Below are 16800 nucleotides of genomic sequence, written 5' to 3' on the forward strand. Positions count from 1 at the left end.
AAATTTTATAAGGCCATATAGCTTTTTTTTAACGTTTAAAAATTATTTTTCCTTTTACAACCGTCATTTCAATATTGATATTGTTATCAAAAATTGCAATGTCAGCATCTTTATCTTTTGCTAAAGTTCCTTTTTTATCTGATACATTCATAATGCGTGCAGGTGTAGCGGTGATCATTTTTACAGCATCGATCAGGGGAATGCCTGCCATGTTTACCATGTTTCTTACAAGCCGGTCTGCTGTTGCAACACTACCTGCAAAAGAGCTGCGGTCGGGGAGTTTTGCCACACCATTTTCTATAATTACTTTTAAACCATTGTGCAAACTGCCTAAGATGCTTTCACCTTCGGGCATGGCTGCGCCACGCATAGCATCGGTGATCAGTGCAGTTTTGTCTGCACCTTTTATTTTATATACCAGCTTTAATAATGGCGCAGGAAGATGAATACCATCTGCGATAATTTCCACATCCATCTCATCAATTAGGTATGCAGCTTCAACCACACCGGCATAGCGGTATGCATTTCTTTTGGTAACACCAGTCATAGCTGAATACAAATGCGTGGCAAGTGTATAACCGTTTTCAAATGCTGCCATAGCTTCTTCATAAATAGCATCAGTATGCGCTAATGCTGGCAGTACTCCTTTTGATTTTATATAATTTGCAAATTCAAATGCTCCTTTTAATTCCGGTGCGGCACTCCATCTTTTTATTGATGATGAACGTGATAATATTTCTTTATATTCTTCAGGGTTTGGATCTCTGATATATTTAGGATCCTGCGCACCGCATTGGTTCATGGATAAGTATGGACCTTCTAAATGCATACCAAGGAATTGTGCGCCATTGATGTTATTCCTGTTGGCATCTTCGTACACAGCAAGTGTTTGTAATATTTCTGTTTTGCTTGCCGACAAAGTTGTTGGCAACATTGATGTTGTTCCATACTGTGCATGTGTTTCAGCAATTTTAAGAAAAGCAGTTTCTGTACCATCCATGAAATCATGCCCGCCACCACCGTGTACATGTATATCAATAAAGCCAGGAGAAATATATTTGCCGTTTGCATTTATTTCAATGGCATCTTCAAACTCAATGCCTGATTCACTTATAGCAGTGATGGTATCGCCGGTTATAAGAACAGCACCACCATCAATTATTTTATCTGGTGTTATAATTTTTCCATTGAATATTTTTAAGCGCTGCTTATTCATGCCAATGTCTTTTTGGAAAGAAGTGCTGAAGAGAATTTATCAAGATAGAAAGTACAATCTTCATGCTGTTGCAAAATAGTTGCAGGATATAAATTATTGATTGGTTTTTCCAAACTGTTTTTTACAGCCATTGCTTTCCGTTCATCCGGTACTGAACAGATAATATGTTTTGATCGCAGTATTTGTTTTACAGACATACTGATTGCATGGGTTGGTACTTCATCAAATGATTTAAACCAACCTTCACCCAATTGTTGTTTGCGGCACTGTTCATCTAATGTAACAACGATGTAAGGCTGTTCAGTTTCAAAATCTGCAGGCGGGTCGTTGAATGCAAGATGACCGTTTTCTCCAATACCAACGAGCGCCACATCTATGGGATGCTTTGAAATTAAATTTCCTATTTTTTCACATTCCTCTTGTGGATTCGCTTCTCCGTTTATTAAATGTGCAGCTTTTAATTTAGGAACTTTTGATATAAATCTTTCCTGTAAATATTTCCTGAAACTCGCAGGATGTGTAATAGGCAAACCAATATATTCATCGAGATGAAACATAACAACTTTACTCCAATCGATTTCTTTTTCTGTTATCAATTGATTTAATGTTTCGAACTGGCTGGTGCCTGTTGCAAGAATAATATTTGCTGATCCTTTTTGTTTAATGGCTTCACGTATTAATTGGGCTGCAGTAGTGCCTGCTGCTTTACCTAATTCATGTGTGTCATTATAAATATTAATCTTCATGCTACTTTAAAAGTAAGCTATTAGCTGTACTTTATTCTTACTGCATTAGCAACAAATTGTCCTTGTATGAAAGATGCATTTAAACTATACTGTACAAGAGTGCGACGCAAGTAAAGCTTAATAGAAATACAAAAGCCGGGCTCATAAAAAGAACCCGGCTTTTGTAATATGTTATTGAAATTATTACCACCCTCCGCTGGCACCGCCGCCACCGCTGCTTCCACCACCAAAACCTCCAAATCCGCCACCACCACCACCGAAGCCGCCTCCACCTCCGCCGCCCCAGCCGCCACCGCGGTTACCTCCGCCAAGATTGCTGAATATAAGCGGCCACAATAAACTGCTATAGCCTCTGCGACTCATCATTCCACCGCCACCGCGGCCACCACCTCCTCTGCTAACGATCATAATAACTACAAAGAGAATAACAATGAAGCCTATAATAGAACCGCCTCCGCCACCTCCGTCATCTCGTTTTCTTTGTTCGTTATATTCTCCTGCGGCTGCTTTACCAAGTGAAGTGATGGCTTCATCAAAAGCACGGTAATAATCTCCGTTCTTTATATTGGGAATAATATCATTATCGATAATGCTCTTGGCAGTTATATCAGGTATGGCGCCTTCCAGTCCATAACCAACTTCTATTCTTACCTTTTTTTCGTTTGGCGCTACAAGAATAAGAATACCATTGTTGTGTTTTGATCCTCCAATGCCCCATGAGCGAAATAATTTATTAGCGTAGTCTGCCACGTCATAACCTTTAAGATCAGGGATGGTAACTATAGCGATCTGATTAGAAGAACTGTTGTCTAATTCTACCAAACGTTGCTCAAGAATATCTCTTTGCTCTGGCGATAAAACATTCGCTACATCATTTACCAGTCGCGGCGGATTTGGCTTTGGCAAAAGATCCTGCGCAAAACCAACAGCAGCAACAATTAGAAAGGATAATATGAATAAAAGTTTTTTCATTTTATAAAGAAGTCCCGCTTTGCGACAGGACCTTTGAGAAATTTATTTTCCAAAAACTATATCGTCTGGTAACTCATTCTTATCTGTATCGGCATCGTAAGGAAAATTGGCATGTAGTAATTCGCCAATCTCTTTCACAACAGTGGCAATACCATCAGCATAATTTTCTTTGTTGAATTGGGACAACATTTTTGATACTTCTTCTTTCCAGAAAGCTGCGCTGGCTTTTTTGTAAATACCTTCATCTGCAAAAATGGCCAGTTGCCTGTCTTTCATGGCAACGTATACCAATACGCCATTATGTAATTCTGTTGCATCCATCTTCAGGCTATAAAATATCTCCATAGCCCTGTCAATGGGATCTACATAACTGCAACGGCTTTCAATATAAACCCTTACTTCACCGCTGGTGTTCCGTTCCGCTTCATTTATGGCAGCAAGGATTTTTTCTTTTTCCGGTGCGGAAAAGAATTCATGCGTTTTCTTCCTGAATAATCCAAACATGCGTTTGAGGTAAGAAATTATTTAATATTGAAATTGACGTCAGGTGCTTTTTCACTGCCCGCATCTGCTTTGTAGTATGCTTTTTCTTTAAAGCCAAATATGCCTGCAAAAAGACTATTCGGGAAAGTTTTTACCTGCAGGTTATAATCGTTTACTGATTTATTATAATCCTGCCTTGCAATGTTGATGCGGTTTTCAGTTCCTTCGATCTGTGTTTGAAAATCCTGGAAAGCTTTTGTTGTTTTAAGATCAGGATATGCTTCTGCAACAGCCATTAACCTGCCAAATGCGCTTTGCAACTGACCCTGTGCCGCCTGGTATTTGGCAAGCGATTCAGGATCGTTTATATCAACCTGCACACTCGTAGCTTTTGCTCTTGCTTCGATTACTTCTTTTAAAGTAGATTTTTCAAAGTTGGCAGAACCTTCAATTGTCTTAATAACGCTGCTGTAAAGATCTGTACGGCGCTGGTAGTTTGTTTCTACATTGCTCCATACCTGTTTTACACTCTGATCACCTTTTACAAGACCATTATAACTGCTGCAGCCGCAACCGCCAAGAACAAGAATAAGTGCTACAACGACTATTAAACCAAGGCTTTTTGTTTTCATGTGCTGATGAATTTATTTATTAAATATAGTTATCAAAATAAATACCGTTTAAAAAATTATGACGTTAAGTCATTTTTGTGAACCAAACATAAGTGCATGCATGAAACTTTTGTTGCGTCGCACTCTTGTACTGCTGAATCTTGATGATCAATCAAAACAGGAAGCTTATCGTTAGCAATCTTATTTAACAATTATGGTTCGCAATTTACAACTAATATAATCCTGCAAATTCTTTTGCCATTTTATCTATAACTTCGTTTGTTAGTCGCTCCTTTGCCGCATTTATTACAATGCGGTAACGAAATCTTACACCTTCATCTCTTTTCAAACTAAAGTTGAGTGATTCTTTTCCATTACTAAAATTTTTTTGCCCCAAAGGATTGGCGGCAAATAAACCATAGCCTCTTGCGTGCCAGTAAGTAGGATATCCAACATTTTTCGGATGATCAATAATGGCGATACTGATGCTGTCGTTTCCTTTCCTGCCGTACAACATACACCAGTCTGCTCTTGTTGCCCATGCATCATTACCTTCTTTTCCTGCACTCGTAATATAGTTACCGGATGGAAGTGTATCTGCACTTGCTTTTACTGTTATTACAATGCCATTTGCATCAGTAAAATCACGGTCTTCTTTTGAAGGTATTTCTAATTCATGCGCTACACGCAAACCCAGAAAACCATCTTTTATGTCGGGCATGTTTACATCCTGCATGGCTGTAAGCGTTGTTACCCTGTCTATAATATTTGTATTGCCACGTGAGTTGAAAATAAAAGTGGTTAATTCTTTAAGAAGAATATTATTATGTATATCGGTCCAGTTTGCTTCGTAAGTTAACTGACCTTCTTTACCACTTTTCATAAATACGATGCGTACAGTTCTTATCCAGCCATAATTCGATTTTTTATCTTTAGGAATCGCATAAGAGTTGTTCCAGAAATCAAGTCCATTCACATTTTCATAATTAAGCCAAAGCCCAATGTGGTGTGGGTGATCAACAGGCTCATTGGCTCTTGGCTGCAAAGGAAAGCCTCTTGTTATTATTTCACCATCAGTTGCATAGATCGGGTAGAGAAAAGGTTTTTCCAAACTATCGGGGTAACAGAAAGCAGTAAATGGCTTACCATCAACAGTAACCAGAACCTTTTGCTGATTTTTTACCTGCACAACTTTTATTTGCTGTGCCTGGAGATTTGTTGCAATAAGAAATAAAAATAATGGAAGAAAGTTTTTCATTTATCAACTCTGTTATCTTTAGTGACTGGTTTTATAATTTGCAAAATATATAACTTTAATGGCGATTGCAAAATGCTGCATAACGAACAGTATGCACAAGAGTGCGACGCAACGAATGTATGATTATTAAACTAAAGTCAGGCTCATAAAATTCAACTTATAAATATTGCTATCATGAACAATTCACGCAGAGATTTTATTAAGAGAACAACATTAACGGGTGCGGCAACTTACCTTGGTACATTGGGCTTAAGTGCAAAGAGTTATAACCGCATCATAGGTGCTAATGATCGTGTAAATGTAGGTGTGGTGGGCTTTTCAGACCGACACAAGGATGCGCATATGCCTTCTTTTATGAACCTTTATAAGGAATTGAATTTTGATGTGATTGCAGTAAGTGATATATGGAAGAAAAGGAGAGAAGAGGGCGTTGGTATATGGAAAGAAAAACTGGGACATGATATTAAGGCATGCATGAACAATGATGAATTGTATAATATAAAAGATGTTGATGCAGTATTTATAAGTACTGCAGATTTTCAACATGCAACACATTGTATTGAAGCAGTAAAAGCCGGAAGAGATGCGTACACTGAAAAGCCATTGGCAGAAACAATGGAAGATGCACGTGCTGTGTTGAAAGCAGTGAAAGAAAGTAACAAGATCGTGCAGATAGGTTCTCAAAGAAGAAGCGGTGCAAATTATGCAGCTGCCTATGATTTTATAAAGTCGGGAAAGTTTGGCCCTATAGTAATGGTGGAATTAACCTGGAATGTCAATCAGCCGGGGCGTTGGCGCAGACCAGAACTTGTTGCGCAATTAAAAGAAGAAGATACAGACTGGAAAAGATTTTTGATCAACAGGCCTGCAGCTCCATTTAATGCAAGACATTATTTAGAGTATCGTTTGTTCTGGCCTTATTCATCTGGCATTCCAGGGCAATGGATGTGTCATCAAATAGATACAGTACATTGGTTTACAGGATTACCACACCCACGCAGTGTATCTGTGAATGGTGGCAATTATGTTTGGAAAGATGGCAGGCAAAATGCAGATACATTAACTGCAGTATTTGATTACGGCCCGCTTAATGACATGAGCAATGGTTTTCAGGTAGTGTTTACTTCAAGACAAACAAACAGTGCCGGTGATGTAAAAGAAATTTATTACTCTAATGGCGGAACGCTTAATCTTGATACCAATAAAATTACACCGGAAGGCGGACTTACTGCAGAGTATGCAAAAGCCATGAATATGCAGCCAAACCTATTGCCGGAAATGAATTTAAATGATATGGCAGTAAAAGTAAATACAGGTGCTAATACTGGCGGAGACCCGCTTACACAGGCACATGTACGCAACTGGATGGAATGTGTGCGCAACCGTAAGCAACCCAATGCACCAATCGAAGCAGGTTATAATCACGCAACTGCAGTTATTATGACCAATGCAGCATACCGTACCGGCCAGAAAGTTACGTTTGATGATAAGACGCAGGAAGTGATGGCAGGAGGGAAGGTGTTTAAGTATTAATAGCACTCTGTTAGGAAAATAAAAAGTGGCCGTCAAAAGCCACTTATATAAAGTCAGCGTTGCGTCGCATTTTTTTCAGCAGGGAATTTTCCCTGAGCTTCAGCAGGTTTGTTTTTCATTCATTGCAATTGTAAAATACATTCGCAATAGAGACTCAGATTTAAAACGGGTTTTAATCATTAGATGATATCGTTAAATCAAATACCGGAAAAAACAGACCGGTTAGCTTTCAGAGGGCAAGCATTACGCAAATGGCGTAATTGAAAATGCGACGCAACAAAGACTCGCTTTAAAGATACAAATATCGAAATATCTCCACCTTAAAATTTTTGACTATTTGATTATGTTAAACCGGATGATGTAATAAAAAATAAAAGCCTGCATGATCTGCAGGCTTTTATTTTTTTGAAATGCTCTTATATAAACCTGTTTATTATATTTTCAAACAATTCCTGCTTACCACTTTTAATAGCAGGTTCACCATTTGCAATGGCAAATTGTTTCAGATCTTCCAGTGATAATTTGCCTGCTTCAAACTCTGCGCCTTTGCCGCTATCATAAGAAGCATAGCGTTCCTTACGCAGCTTTGTAAATGTGCCGTTCTTCAAAATATTCTCAGCAGTAATCAATGCTCTTGCAAAAGTATCCATGCCACCAATGTGTGCATAGAAAAGGTCTTCCGCGTCAGTTGAGTTACGGCGGATCTTTGCGTCGAAATTGATACCGCCACCTGCAAAACCACCAGCCTGCAGAATGATCAGCATTGCTTCTGTTAATTCATTAATATCATTCGGGAATTGGTCTGTATCCCAGCCATTCTGGTAGTCGCCACGGTTGGCATCAATAGAACCAAGTAACCCTGCATCAGCGGCAACCTGTAATTCATGCGTAAATGTATGACCGGCTAATGTTGCATGGTTCACTTCTATGTTTAGCTTGAAATCGTTCAACAGATCATGTTGACGCAGGAAACTGATTACAGTTGCTGCATCATAATCATACTGGTGTTTTGTAGGCTCACATGGTTTTGGCTCAATAAAAAATGTGCCTTTAAAGCCTTGTGACCTTGCATAATCTTTTGCTTTGTGTAAGAACATGGCAAGATGTTCCTGTTCGCGTTTCATGTTAGTGTTAAGCAAACTCATGTAACCTTCGCGACCACCCCAGAAAACATAGTTCTCTCCGCCTAATGCAATCGTTGCATCCATGGCAAATTTAACCTGTGCACCACCATGCGCCAACACATGAAAATCAGGATTGGTAGCAGCGCCATTCATATATCTTTTATGCGAAAACAAATTGGCTGTACCCCATAATAATTTTACGCCGGTTGCAGCTTGTTTTTGTTTTGCATATTCTGTTAATGCCTGTAAGCGTTTTTCATTGTCTGCAACATCATTGCTATAGTCCACTACATCAACGTCATGAAAACAATAGTATGGCAAATTCATTTTGGTGATGAATTCAAATGCAGCATCCATTTTATCTTTTGCCCTTGCAACCGCATCACTCTTTTCATTCCACGGATGTGCATGTGTAGGCCCGCCGAAAGGATCACTGCCATCTCCGCAGAACGAGTGCCAGTAAGCACATGCAAAACGCAAATACTCTTTCATCGTTTTGCCGCCAACAACTTTGTTCTCATCATACCAGCGAAATGCAAGCGGGTTATCACTTTCAGGACCTTCATATTTGATCTGTCCTATGCCTTTAAAAAATTCTTTGTCGCCAATTAGAACTGACATAATTATTAGTTTAAAAGTTTATTGTTTGTGGTTTATAGTTTTATTGTTTTGTACTTAGCTGTATTGCTACTGTCATCGCCTGTTGTGTCACTCACTTCATCGTTCAGATCAATATTGAACAAAACGTACAAGAGTGCGACGCAACGAAAGCTTAATACTTATTCAAAGGTTTGGCTCAACACTTTTCTACATATCTTTTATCAACAAGGCTTTCCATTGTTGATAATGTTCTTCGTAAGCATTTTTGCCATTTGGCTCTATCGTTTCCAAGCGCTGCATTTTTGTAAATGCCTCTTTTGGATTGTTGAAAATTTTTGCACCAATGCCTGCGCCCAAAGCCGCGCCAACACTGCCATCGCAATTATATAATTCAACAGGGGTATTAGTAACATTTACAAACGCATTGGTGAACACACTACTTAAAAACATATTGGCTTTGCCAGCACGAATAACAGATGGAAACATTTTGTTTTCACGCATAATATCAAGACCATAACGGAACGCAAACGCAATGCCTTCCTGGCCTGCACGATACAAATGTGCCGCTGTATGTTTATTTAAATCTATATTGTGTAAATGTGTGCCGACAATCTTGTTGTTAAGCATACGTTCAGCACCATTACCAAAAGGAATAATATACAAACCATCGCTGCCGATATTTATTTTGGAAGCAGCATTATTCAAGTCCGCATAAGAGGAATTTGTACCAGCAATATTTTTGATCCATTTATTTAAAATACCTGTGCCGTTTATACAAAGTAAAATGCCAATACGTGTTTGTTCCGCCGTATAATTTACATGCGCAAAACTATTGACACGTGATTGCTGATCGTATGCAAGCTGATCGCTTACACCATATATAACACCAGACGTACCTGCAGTTGCAGCGACTTCACCCGGCTCGAGTACATTTAATGAAAGCGCATTGTTAGGTTGATCACCGGCTTTATAACTTACAGGAATTCCCGGCTTTAATTGTAACAGGTTAGCAACGAGGTCTGTAACATATCCATGTTCACTAAAAACATCTTTGATAGTTGGAATAATGCTATCATTAAAACCAAAGAAATTCATTACATCTTTTGAAAGTGCATTCTCTTTAAAATCCCAGAATATGCCTTCAGATAAGGAGGAGATGCTTGTAGTAATGCTACCTGTAAGTAGCATGGCGATATAATCACCGGGCAACATGATCTTATCTATACGTTCATAAATTAAAGGTTCATTTTCTTTTACCCATGCAAGTTTGGCAGCCGTAAAATTGCCCGGAGAGTTTAATAAATGCGACAAACATTTTTCTTCACCAATAGCTTTAAAAGCTGCATCACCATAAGGAACAGCGCGGCTGTCACACCAGATAATGGCATCTCTTAGTACTTGTTGATCTTCATCAACGGTTACCAAGCCATGCATCTGGTAAGCAATTCCAATCGCTGCAATATCTTTTGGATTATAAGTTTTTGTTGCATGTGCTTTTACCAATGCCTGTAAGAAAAATTGCCACCAGCTGTTTGGCGATTGCTCTGCCCAGCCGCTTTTCTGCGAAATAATTTCTGCTTCCGTTTCAGGATAGCTGGCAGACGCTATGCATTGTTGCGTTTGTGCGTCTACTACAGAAACTTTTATTGAGGAGGTTCCTACATCTATACCGAGTAATAACATATAGCTTTTGCAATCTTATGAGGCACTAAGGTATTTGTTATAGCGCAATATCGATTAAACTTTATTGTCAATTACTAAAACTATTTTAATACTTTATTTCATAAGTTTATAGATTTGTGCTTAATATAGTTCAGGAATGAAGCCGATTGTAGAAAAGCTCACACTTAGCGAGAATACTTCTTTTCTTGCACGTACTTATAGAACGCCGCTATTTGAAGTGCCATGGCACCAGCATATAGAATATGAACTGATCATGTTTAAAGAAGGAGAGGGCAGCAGCTTTATCGGCAATTATGTTGGCGAATTTAAAACAGGCGATATTTTTTTTCTCGGTTCCAATTTGCCACACACATTTCAGAAAGCAAATAAGGAGCTTATTACAAGTGCATTGGTAATACAATTCAGGGATGATTTTTGGGGCAAAGATTTTTTACAATTACCCGAAAGCAGGAACATCAAACAACTGCTGGACATTTCTTACCAGGGTTTGAAAATTACTGGCAATTTAAAAGAACAGCTAAGACCTTTTGTAGAAGAACTGGAGTTTGCTGAAGGCTTTGAACGTATTATTCTTTTATGTGAATGCCTGCAGATGATCATGTATAATAAAGAATATGAAACTGTATCTACACAGGAAGTAAAAGCCTATAACACCAAACACAAAGAACGCATTGATAAAATATACCAATACACCATTGATTATTTCCAGGATGCTGTTACACTTGATAATGTTGCCGCACATGCAGGCATGAGCGTACCTGCATTCTGCAATTACTTTAAAAAAAGCACGAAGAAAACTTATATAGATTTTTTAAATGAAGTGCGCATTGGTTATGCCTGCAAGCAACTGATCGATACACAAAAAACAATCGAGGCCATTTGCTATGAAAGTGGTTTTAATACGCTTGCTAATTTCAATAAACAGTTTTTAAAAGTGAAGCAGGTTACACCTTCCAGGTATAGAAAAGATTTTATGCAAAGAATGTAATAGTCGAAAGTCTGTAAAGACGGGAAGTCAGAAAGCAGAGAAGGATTTCGTTTACGATTAATATATATTCCGGGCTTCCGGTCTTGCCGACTTCCGGGCTTGTAGCACAAGAGTGCGACGCAACCTATGCTTAACAGAAATCCTGCTCCCCGGCTCACAAAAAATTTTGTAATTATCTTATAGCTTTAATCCCTATTTTCATGGCTCATTAGTATAAGAATTATGAGAAAATCCAGCTTCCTTTGTTTTGTTTTTGCTACAATTTTCACTAACCTTTTTGCACAGGGTCAGATTAATATTATTCAGAATATCAAAGCCCGCAATATTCTTAACCTCGATGGTAAATGGCACTATATTGTTGATCCATATAATACCGGAGATGGCAGCAGGTTTTTCTCCAACAAAATTCAGGGATCGCCTGATGAACTGGTGGAGTATGATTTTTCTTCTGCGCCTACCTTAAGTGTACCCGGCGACTGGAACTCTCAGCAAAATGATTTATTATATTATGAGGGCGCTGTCTGGTATGAACGCGATTTTGTGGCACGCCCTAAACAAGGTAAACGATACTTCTTAAACTTTGGCGCCGTAAATTATAAAGCCGATGTTTATTTGAACGGAAGATTGCTTGGCACACATGAAGGCGGCTTTACGCCTTTCCAGTTTGAAGTAACGGATAAGATCGAAGATGGAGATAATTTCATTGTTGTAAAAGCAGATAACACCAGGTATGCAGAGAATGTGCCTGCAGAAAATTTCGACTGGTGGAATTATGGAGGCATTACAAGAGATGTAGTGCTTGCTGAAATGAATGAAACTTATATTAACGATTATAGTTTGCAATTAACCAACGACATGAAAAATGTTACCGGTTATGTGCAGTTAAACGGCATGCAAACATCCCAGCAGGTTACGGTGCAGATAATGGAAGCAAACCTGCAGATAAAAATTCCCACCAATTCAAGTGGCCGTGCAACATTTATTTTTCCTATAAAAAATATTGAATTCTGGTCGCCGGAAAATCCGCAACTCTATACTATAAAAATTCTTGCAACCAGCGATACAACAACAGATCATATTGGCTTCAGAACCATTGAAACAAAAGGGAAAAATATTTTATTAAATGGCAAACCAATTTTCTTAAGAGGCGTTTGCCTGCATGAAGAAAACCCAATGATACCGGGCCGCCCACGCTCTAAGAGTGATCTTAAAATGCTGCTTTCCTGGGCAAAAGAACTCAACTGTAATTATGTAAGATTAACGCACTACCCACATAACGAATACATGAGCCAGCTGGCTGATGAAATGGGTTTGCTGCTTTGGGAAGAAGTGCCTGTTTACTGGAGCATTGACTGGGAAAATAATGACACCTATGAGTCTGCGAAACAACAATTGTCTGAATTAATTTACCGCGATAAGAATCGTGCAAGTGTTATCATTTGGTCAATAGGAAATGAAACGCCCAACACAGATACAAGAAATAAATTCATGGGCGATCTTGCAGATCATGTGCGCCGCATGGATACCACCAGATTGGTTTCTGCTGCGCTGCTTGGCTATATCGACAGCACCAAGACTTTCCGCATGAATGATAGTCTTGGCAAGAAGCTTGACCTGCTTAGTTTCAATGAATATATTGGCTGGTATATAGAATCGCCTGCAGAAATTCCACAATATAATTTTGCTATTGATGCAGACAAACCCGTTATCATCAGCGAGTTTGGTGCCGAAGCGCTGGGTGGTTTTTATGCAGATACTGCTACGCGTTTTTCTGAAGAGATGCAGGAATTATTTTATAAGAACCAGTTCAAACTTATATCAGACATTCCAGCTTTGCGTGGCACTTCTCCCTGGGTGCTCGTAGATTTCAGATCTCCCAAACGTCTTAATCCAATTTACCAGGAAGGCTGGAACCGCAAAGGTCTTTACACAGAAACAGGCAAAAAGAAGAAAGCATTTTTTGTAGTAAAGGGTTGGAATGATGCTATGCAGAAAAAGTATGGGAAATAATTTTTGGAGCCGGGCTTTTGTATTTCAATTAAGCATTGTTGCGTCGCACTCTTGTACGATTTGATTGTTTATGGAGCTTTTTAATCGATCTTTCGATATTATTTTAGACCAGCTTACTAGAACTTAATCTTAAAAAGCTTCTGTGCAAAAGAAATTATCAATTGCTTTTTTTATTAGTAGCGTTCTATTAATTGCTTATGCTTATATAGCAAGAGCAGTGAATTTATTTTTCTTTTGGGAGAGTGATAGTATTGGTATATGCATATTATTTATTGTGGCGCTTTCTTACCTTTTCAGGTCAATTAAAAAAAGAAAAATAGAAAATAAAAATTCAATTGTATCAATATACTTATCTATTCTCACTCTATTTGTTTTTCTGTTGTATGTTATATTGTTATTTACTCTCGGAGGTAGTAATGCTGCTAAAGCGTGTAAGGATTATTGTATAGAAGATAAAAGGTTGAATTCTGAAATAGGAAGTATTATAGGATTTGGATTTAATGTTACAGGAAGCCGGAGTGCAAATCATATAAATGAAAGCAAAGAAAGCGGAAAGGGTTCATTGACATTAATTGTAAAGGGTGAGAAGAAGTTTAAGGATATTTCTTTTAAAGTCAGTAAAGAGCCATTTGAAGAATGGCAGATTATCTATGCAGATTCATTAGGATAAATTCTTTTCGCCTTAGTACATGTCACAAGCACCCACGCATTGTTCATAACCACAGCTCAATAGAGTTTTGAACGTACAAGTGAGTGACACAACGAAAGCTTAATAGCATTTCAAATGCCGGTCACATAAAAAATATTTGCCAACACAGAAATACAATGCAGAATCACTACATTTAGCCAACGGTTGCATTATCTAATCTCTATCACAAAATATTAATTATGAGCACATCAAGAAGAACGTTTTTAAAGAAGGGCACATTGGCAGTTGCAGGTGCCACCTTATTTTCCAATGAAATTTTTGCCGCAGCAAAACCCTCTACCATATTGGGTATTCAGTTATATTCTGTACGCGATGATATGAAAAAAGATCCTTTGGGCACATTGAAGCAAATAAGTGCCATTGGTTATAAATATGTGGAGCATGCGGGCTATGGCGACAGAAAATTTTATGGAAAATATTCTGCAACAGAATTCAAAAAAATACTGGATGATCTTGGCCTGAAAATGAAAAGCGGTCATACTTCCATGGGCCGTGCCGATTGGGATGAAACAAAAAATGATTTTACTGATAAATGGAAAAACACGGTTGAAGATGCAGCAACAGCAGGCCAGGCATATGTGATTAGTCCATGGCTTGATGAAAGCTATCGTAAAAACATAGATGACCTGAAACGCTTTCTGCAGGTGTTTAATAAAAGCGGCGAGCTGTGCAAAAAATCAGGAATGAAATTCGGTTATCATAACCACGATTTTGAATTCAGCCAGCAATTCGATGGTAAAAAAGTGTTTGATATTATTTTAGAAAATACTGATCCTTCACTCGTGGCACAGCAATTAGATATTGGTAACATGTACCATGCAGGCGGTATTGCACTTGATATTATGAAAAAATACCCCGGCCGTTTTGAACTGATGCATGTAAAGGATGAAATAAAAACAGACAAAGCAGGTGAGATGGGCGGCGGCTACGAAAGCACTATTCTTGGCAAAGGGATTATTCCGGTAAAAGAAATAGTTGACCTTGGCAAAAAATCCGGTACAGTACATTTTATCATTGAGCAGGAATCTTACCAGGGTATGGCGCCGGTTGATACCGTGAAAGAAGACTATGAAATAATGCGTAAGTGGGGATATTAAAAGTGAAAGGTGAGAGGTGAAATGTGAAAATTAAGCGGCGTTGTTTTGAAATACTTTTCAACATTAAGTTCATACTGATATCTGGAATAAAAATAAAGGGGGCGGTTGCAAAGCAACCGCCCCCTTTATTTTAAAATATTTTAAGAAGAAAATTTACTGCATAGCTTCTACCGCTTTTTTTATCATTGGATCTGTTTCATTGCTCACTTCATAAAAACCTTCACTGCGCCATATTTGTCTTGCAAGCTGCGCCGGAAATTTTTGCAGCAGATCATTCTTTGCTTTTGCAGAAACTGTGGTAAGATCAATACTGTCGCGTTTTGCAAAGCTTATCAACTCTTGCCATTCTTTATCACCTGCATGAAATGTTTTATATAAATCTGTTGGCGTTTTTAAAGTCTGCAGGTATGTTTTATTCTGCATATAATAAGTATACACAAAATTGTTGAATGTGCCTTTTATGTACAGTTGCAATATTGCATCTGGTTGTGAGGTAGTATCAAAGGGAACAAAGATATCAGGTGTTATACCGCCGCCGCCATATACAATATGGCCGCCTTTTGTTTTGAATGGTGGTCCAACCGGTGCAGATGTATCGCCATGCACTACTTCGCCATCATGAAAACGATGAATCAGTTCGTCTTCATAAGCCTCGCGGTTATTACTGGTATAAGGCTTTTGAATATTGCGGCCAAGCGGTGTATAATATCTCGCTACTGTTAAACGTAATGCACCGCCATCACTCAGGTTAAACTGTTGCTGTACCAAACCCTTGCCAAACGTTCTGCGGCCAATAATAGTGGCACGGTCCCAATCCTGCAATGCACCGGAAAGTATTTCACTGGCACTCGCAGAAGTTTCATCTACGAGTACCGTTAATTTTCCTTTTTCAAACACACCATCTTTTTTGCAATAATATTCTGCAGGTGGCACATGGCCTCCTTTTGTATAAACGATCATTTTGTCTTCATCAAGAAATTCATCTGCAATATCTACCGCTTCCTGCAAAATACCGCCGCCGTTGCCACGCAGGTCAAGTATCAATTCCTGCAGGTTTTGTTTTTGTAGCTTTTCCATTGCCTGCATAAATTCAGGATAAGTGGTCTCAGAAAATTTATTGATGTGTATAAAACCTTTGCCGGGCGCCATCATGTAAGCTACATCAACAGATGGAAGTGGAATAGTACCACGTTCAATAGTTAATGTAGTCGGGTTATTATCGCGTAGTACAGTCAACTTAACTTTTGATCCCCCTTCGCCGCGCAATAATTTTTTTATATCGGCAGGTTTGATTTTTACAGATGCCACCTGCACGGTATCATTTACTTTTATGATCTTGTCACCCACCTGTACACCTGCTTTAAATGATGGCCCATCAGCTATCACATTTACAATATTTACAGTATCGTTGAAGATCTGGAACTCAACACCAATGCCCTGAAAATTGCCCTGCAGGTCTTCATTCACATCCTGTAATTCTCTGGCTGGTATATATATGGAGTGGGGGTCAAGATGTGCCAGCATTTCATTGATGGCGCTTTCTTTAAGGCTGTCTACTGCAACCGTATCAACATACTTATCCTGTATAAGCCCGATGATCTCCTGCACAGAACTGCTTCTTGTATTATTCAAAAAACCGGCTATGCCTCCTGTGTCTTCCCGTAGTTTGTAACCTATCCACATGCCAATCGTCATCACAACTGCAAAAAGCAATGGCAGCCAAACCTGCAATTTTTTATTAACCATAATTATATACTGACTTGATATATC

At 38.7% G+C, this 16800-nt stretch carries 14 protein-coding genes; 5 read left to right on the forward strand and 9 right to left on the reverse strand.

The features are described 5' to 3' along the window. Nucleotides 1-28: 28 nt before the first annotated feature. The 6 genes from nagA to FRZ67_RS00265 all read right to left on the reverse strand — a co-directional run bounded on the left by nagA (nucleotide 29) and on the right by FRZ67_RS00265 (nucleotide 5286). Nucleotides 29-1216, reverse strand: a complete 1188-nt coding sequence (gene nagA / locus FRZ67_RS00240) for an N-acetylglucosamine-6-phosphate deacetylase (protein WP_147187605.1) — start codon at nucleotides 1214-1216, stop codon at nucleotides 29-31. Beyond that, on the reverse strand, nucleotides 1213-1962 hold the full coding sequence (locus FRZ67_RS00245; RefSeq protein ID WP_147187606.1) for a glucosamine-6-phosphate deaminase: 750 nt from the start codon (nucleotides 1960-1962) through the stop codon (nucleotides 1213-1215). The genes nagA and FRZ67_RS00245 overlap by 4 nt, the downstream gene beginning before the upstream one ends. Nucleotides 1963-2145: 183 nt before the next feature. Continuing rightward, nucleotides 2146-2934 carry a TPM domain-containing protein gene (locus FRZ67_RS00250; protein ID WP_147187607.1) on the reverse strand — a complete coding sequence of 263 codons (789 nt, stop codon included), beginning with the start codon at nucleotides 2932-2934 and terminating at the stop codon, nucleotides 2146-2148. A 42-nt stretch (nucleotides 2935-2976) separates the two neighbouring features. Next, nucleotides 2977-3438, reverse strand: coding sequence for a TPM domain-containing protein (locus FRZ67_RS00255; protein WP_147187608.1), 462 nt, complete (start codon nucleotides 3436-3438; stop codon nucleotides 2977-2979). A gap of 17 nt (nucleotides 3439-3455) precedes the next feature. Then, nucleotides 3456-4049, reverse strand: a complete 594-nt coding sequence (locus tag FRZ67_RS00260; RefSeq protein WP_147187609.1) for a LemA family protein — start codon at nucleotides 4047-4049, stop codon at nucleotides 3456-3458. A 211-nt stretch (nucleotides 4050-4260) separates the two neighbouring features. Continuing rightward, on the reverse strand, nucleotides 4261-5286 hold the full coding sequence (locus FRZ67_RS00265; RefSeq protein ID WP_147187610.1) for a DUF6807 domain-containing protein: 1026 nt from the start codon (nucleotides 5284-5286) through the stop codon (nucleotides 4261-4263). 174 nt (nucleotides 5287-5460) lie between these two features. Here FRZ67_RS00265 and FRZ67_RS00270 point away from each other — a divergent pair, with 174 nt between their 5' ends. Beyond that, nucleotides 5461-6819: a Gfo/Idh/MocA family protein gene (locus FRZ67_RS00270; RefSeq protein WP_147187611.1), complete on the forward strand. Its 1359-nt coding sequence runs from the start codon at nucleotides 5461-5463 to the stop codon at nucleotides 6817-6819. A gap of 416 nt (nucleotides 6820-7235) precedes the next feature. On the opposite strand, the gene xylA is transcribed toward FRZ67_RS00270, so the two are convergent. Together xylA and FRZ67_RS00280 are read right to left on the reverse strand one after the other, a co-directional pair. Further along, entirely contained in the window at nucleotides 7236-8564 is a 1329-nt protein-coding gene (gene xylA, locus FRZ67_RS00275) for a xylose isomerase (protein ID WP_147187612.1), read from the reverse strand. A gap of 186 nt (nucleotides 8565-8750) precedes the next feature. Then, nucleotides 8751-10226: a xylulokinase gene (locus tag FRZ67_RS00280; RefSeq protein WP_147187613.1), complete on the reverse strand. Its 1476-nt coding sequence runs from the start codon at nucleotides 10224-10226 to the stop codon at nucleotides 8751-8753. 136 nt (nucleotides 10227-10362) lie between these two features. Between FRZ67_RS00280 and FRZ67_RS00285 the strand changes: the two genes are divergently transcribed. From FRZ67_RS00285 to FRZ67_RS00300, 4 genes are all read left to right on the forward strand, one after another. Continuing rightward, nucleotides 10363-11214, forward strand: coding sequence for an AraC family transcriptional regulator (locus FRZ67_RS00285; RefSeq protein WP_147187614.1), 852 nt, complete (start codon nucleotides 10363-10365; stop codon nucleotides 11212-11214). Between the two features lie 222 nt (nucleotides 11215-11436). Next, entirely contained in the window at nucleotides 11437-13224 is a 1788-nt protein-coding gene (locus FRZ67_RS00290; RefSeq protein WP_147187615.1) for a glycoside hydrolase family 2 protein, read from the forward strand. Between the two features lie 142 nt (nucleotides 13225-13366). Further along, a complete protein-coding gene (locus FRZ67_RS00295) occupies nucleotides 13367-13894 on the forward strand; it encodes a hypothetical protein (RefSeq protein WP_147187616.1) in 528 nt (175 codons plus the stop codon). 218 nt (nucleotides 13895-14112) lie between these two features. Continuing rightward, a complete protein-coding gene (locus FRZ67_RS00300; RefSeq protein ID WP_147187617.1) occupies nucleotides 14113-15030 on the forward strand; it encodes a sugar phosphate isomerase/epimerase family protein in 918 nt (305 codons plus the stop codon). A 153-nt stretch (nucleotides 15031-15183) separates the two neighbouring features. Here FRZ67_RS00300 and FRZ67_RS00305 read toward each other — a convergent pair whose 3' ends face one another. Further along, nucleotides 15184-16776, reverse strand: a complete 1593-nt coding sequence (locus tag FRZ67_RS00305; protein WP_147187618.1) for a S41 family peptidase — start codon at nucleotides 16774-16776, stop codon at nucleotides 15184-15186. Between the last annotated feature and the right edge of the window lie 24 nt (nucleotides 16777-16800).

The sequence above is a fragment of the Panacibacter ginsenosidivorans genome (assembly GCF_007971225.1).
Lineage (GTDB): Bacteria > Bacteroidota > Bacteroidia > Chitinophagales > Chitinophagaceae > Panacibacter > Panacibacter ginsenosidivorans.

Bases quoted from the DNA above. Each gene is read 5' to 3' on its own strand.
- nagA (WP_147187605.1), bottom strand. From the start codon at position 1,216: ATGAATAAGCAGCGCTTAAAAATATTCAATGGAAAAATTATAACACCA.
- FRZ67_RS00245 (WP_147187606.1), bottom strand. From the start codon at position 1,962: ATGAAGATTAATATTTATAATGACACACATGAATTAGGTAAAGCAGCA.
- FRZ67_RS00250 (WP_147187607.1), bottom strand. From the start codon at position 2,934: ATGAAAAAACTTTTATTCATATTATCCTTTCTAATTGTTGCTGCTGTT.
- FRZ67_RS00255 (WP_147187608.1), bottom strand. From the start codon at position 3,438: ATGTTTGGATTATTCAGGAAGAAAACGCATGAATTCTTTTCCGCACCG.
- FRZ67_RS00260 (WP_147187609.1), bottom strand. From the start codon at position 4,049: ATGAAAACAAAAAGCCTTGGTTTAATAGTCGTTGTAGCACTTATTCTT.
- FRZ67_RS00265 (WP_147187610.1), bottom strand. From the start codon at position 5,286: ATGAAAAACTTTCTTCCATTATTTTTATTTCTTATTGCAACAAATCTC.
- FRZ67_RS00270 (WP_147187611.1), top strand. From the start codon at position 5,461: ATGAACAATTCACGCAGAGATTTTATTAAGAGAACAACATTAACGGGT.
- xylA (WP_147187612.1), bottom strand. From the start codon at position 8,564: ATGTCAGTTCTAATTGGCGACAAAGAATTTTTTAAAGGCATAGGACAG.
- FRZ67_RS00280 (WP_147187613.1), bottom strand. From the start codon at position 10,226: ATGTTATTACTCGGTATAGATGTAGGAACCTCCTCAATAAAAGTTTCT.
- FRZ67_RS00285 (WP_147187614.1), top strand. From the start codon at position 10,363: ATGAAGCCGATTGTAGAAAAGCTCACACTTAGCGAGAATACTTCTTTT.
- FRZ67_RS00290 (WP_147187615.1), top strand. From the start codon at position 11,437: ATGAGAAAATCCAGCTTCCTTTGTTTTGTTTTTGCTACAATTTTCACT.
- FRZ67_RS00300 (WP_147187617.1), top strand. From the start codon at position 14,113: ATGAGCACATCAAGAAGAACGTTTTTAAAGAAGGGCACATTGGCAGTT.
- FRZ67_RS00305 (WP_147187618.1), bottom strand. From the start codon at position 16,776: ATGGTTAATAAAAAATTGCAGGTTTGGCTGCCATTGCTTTTTGCAGTT.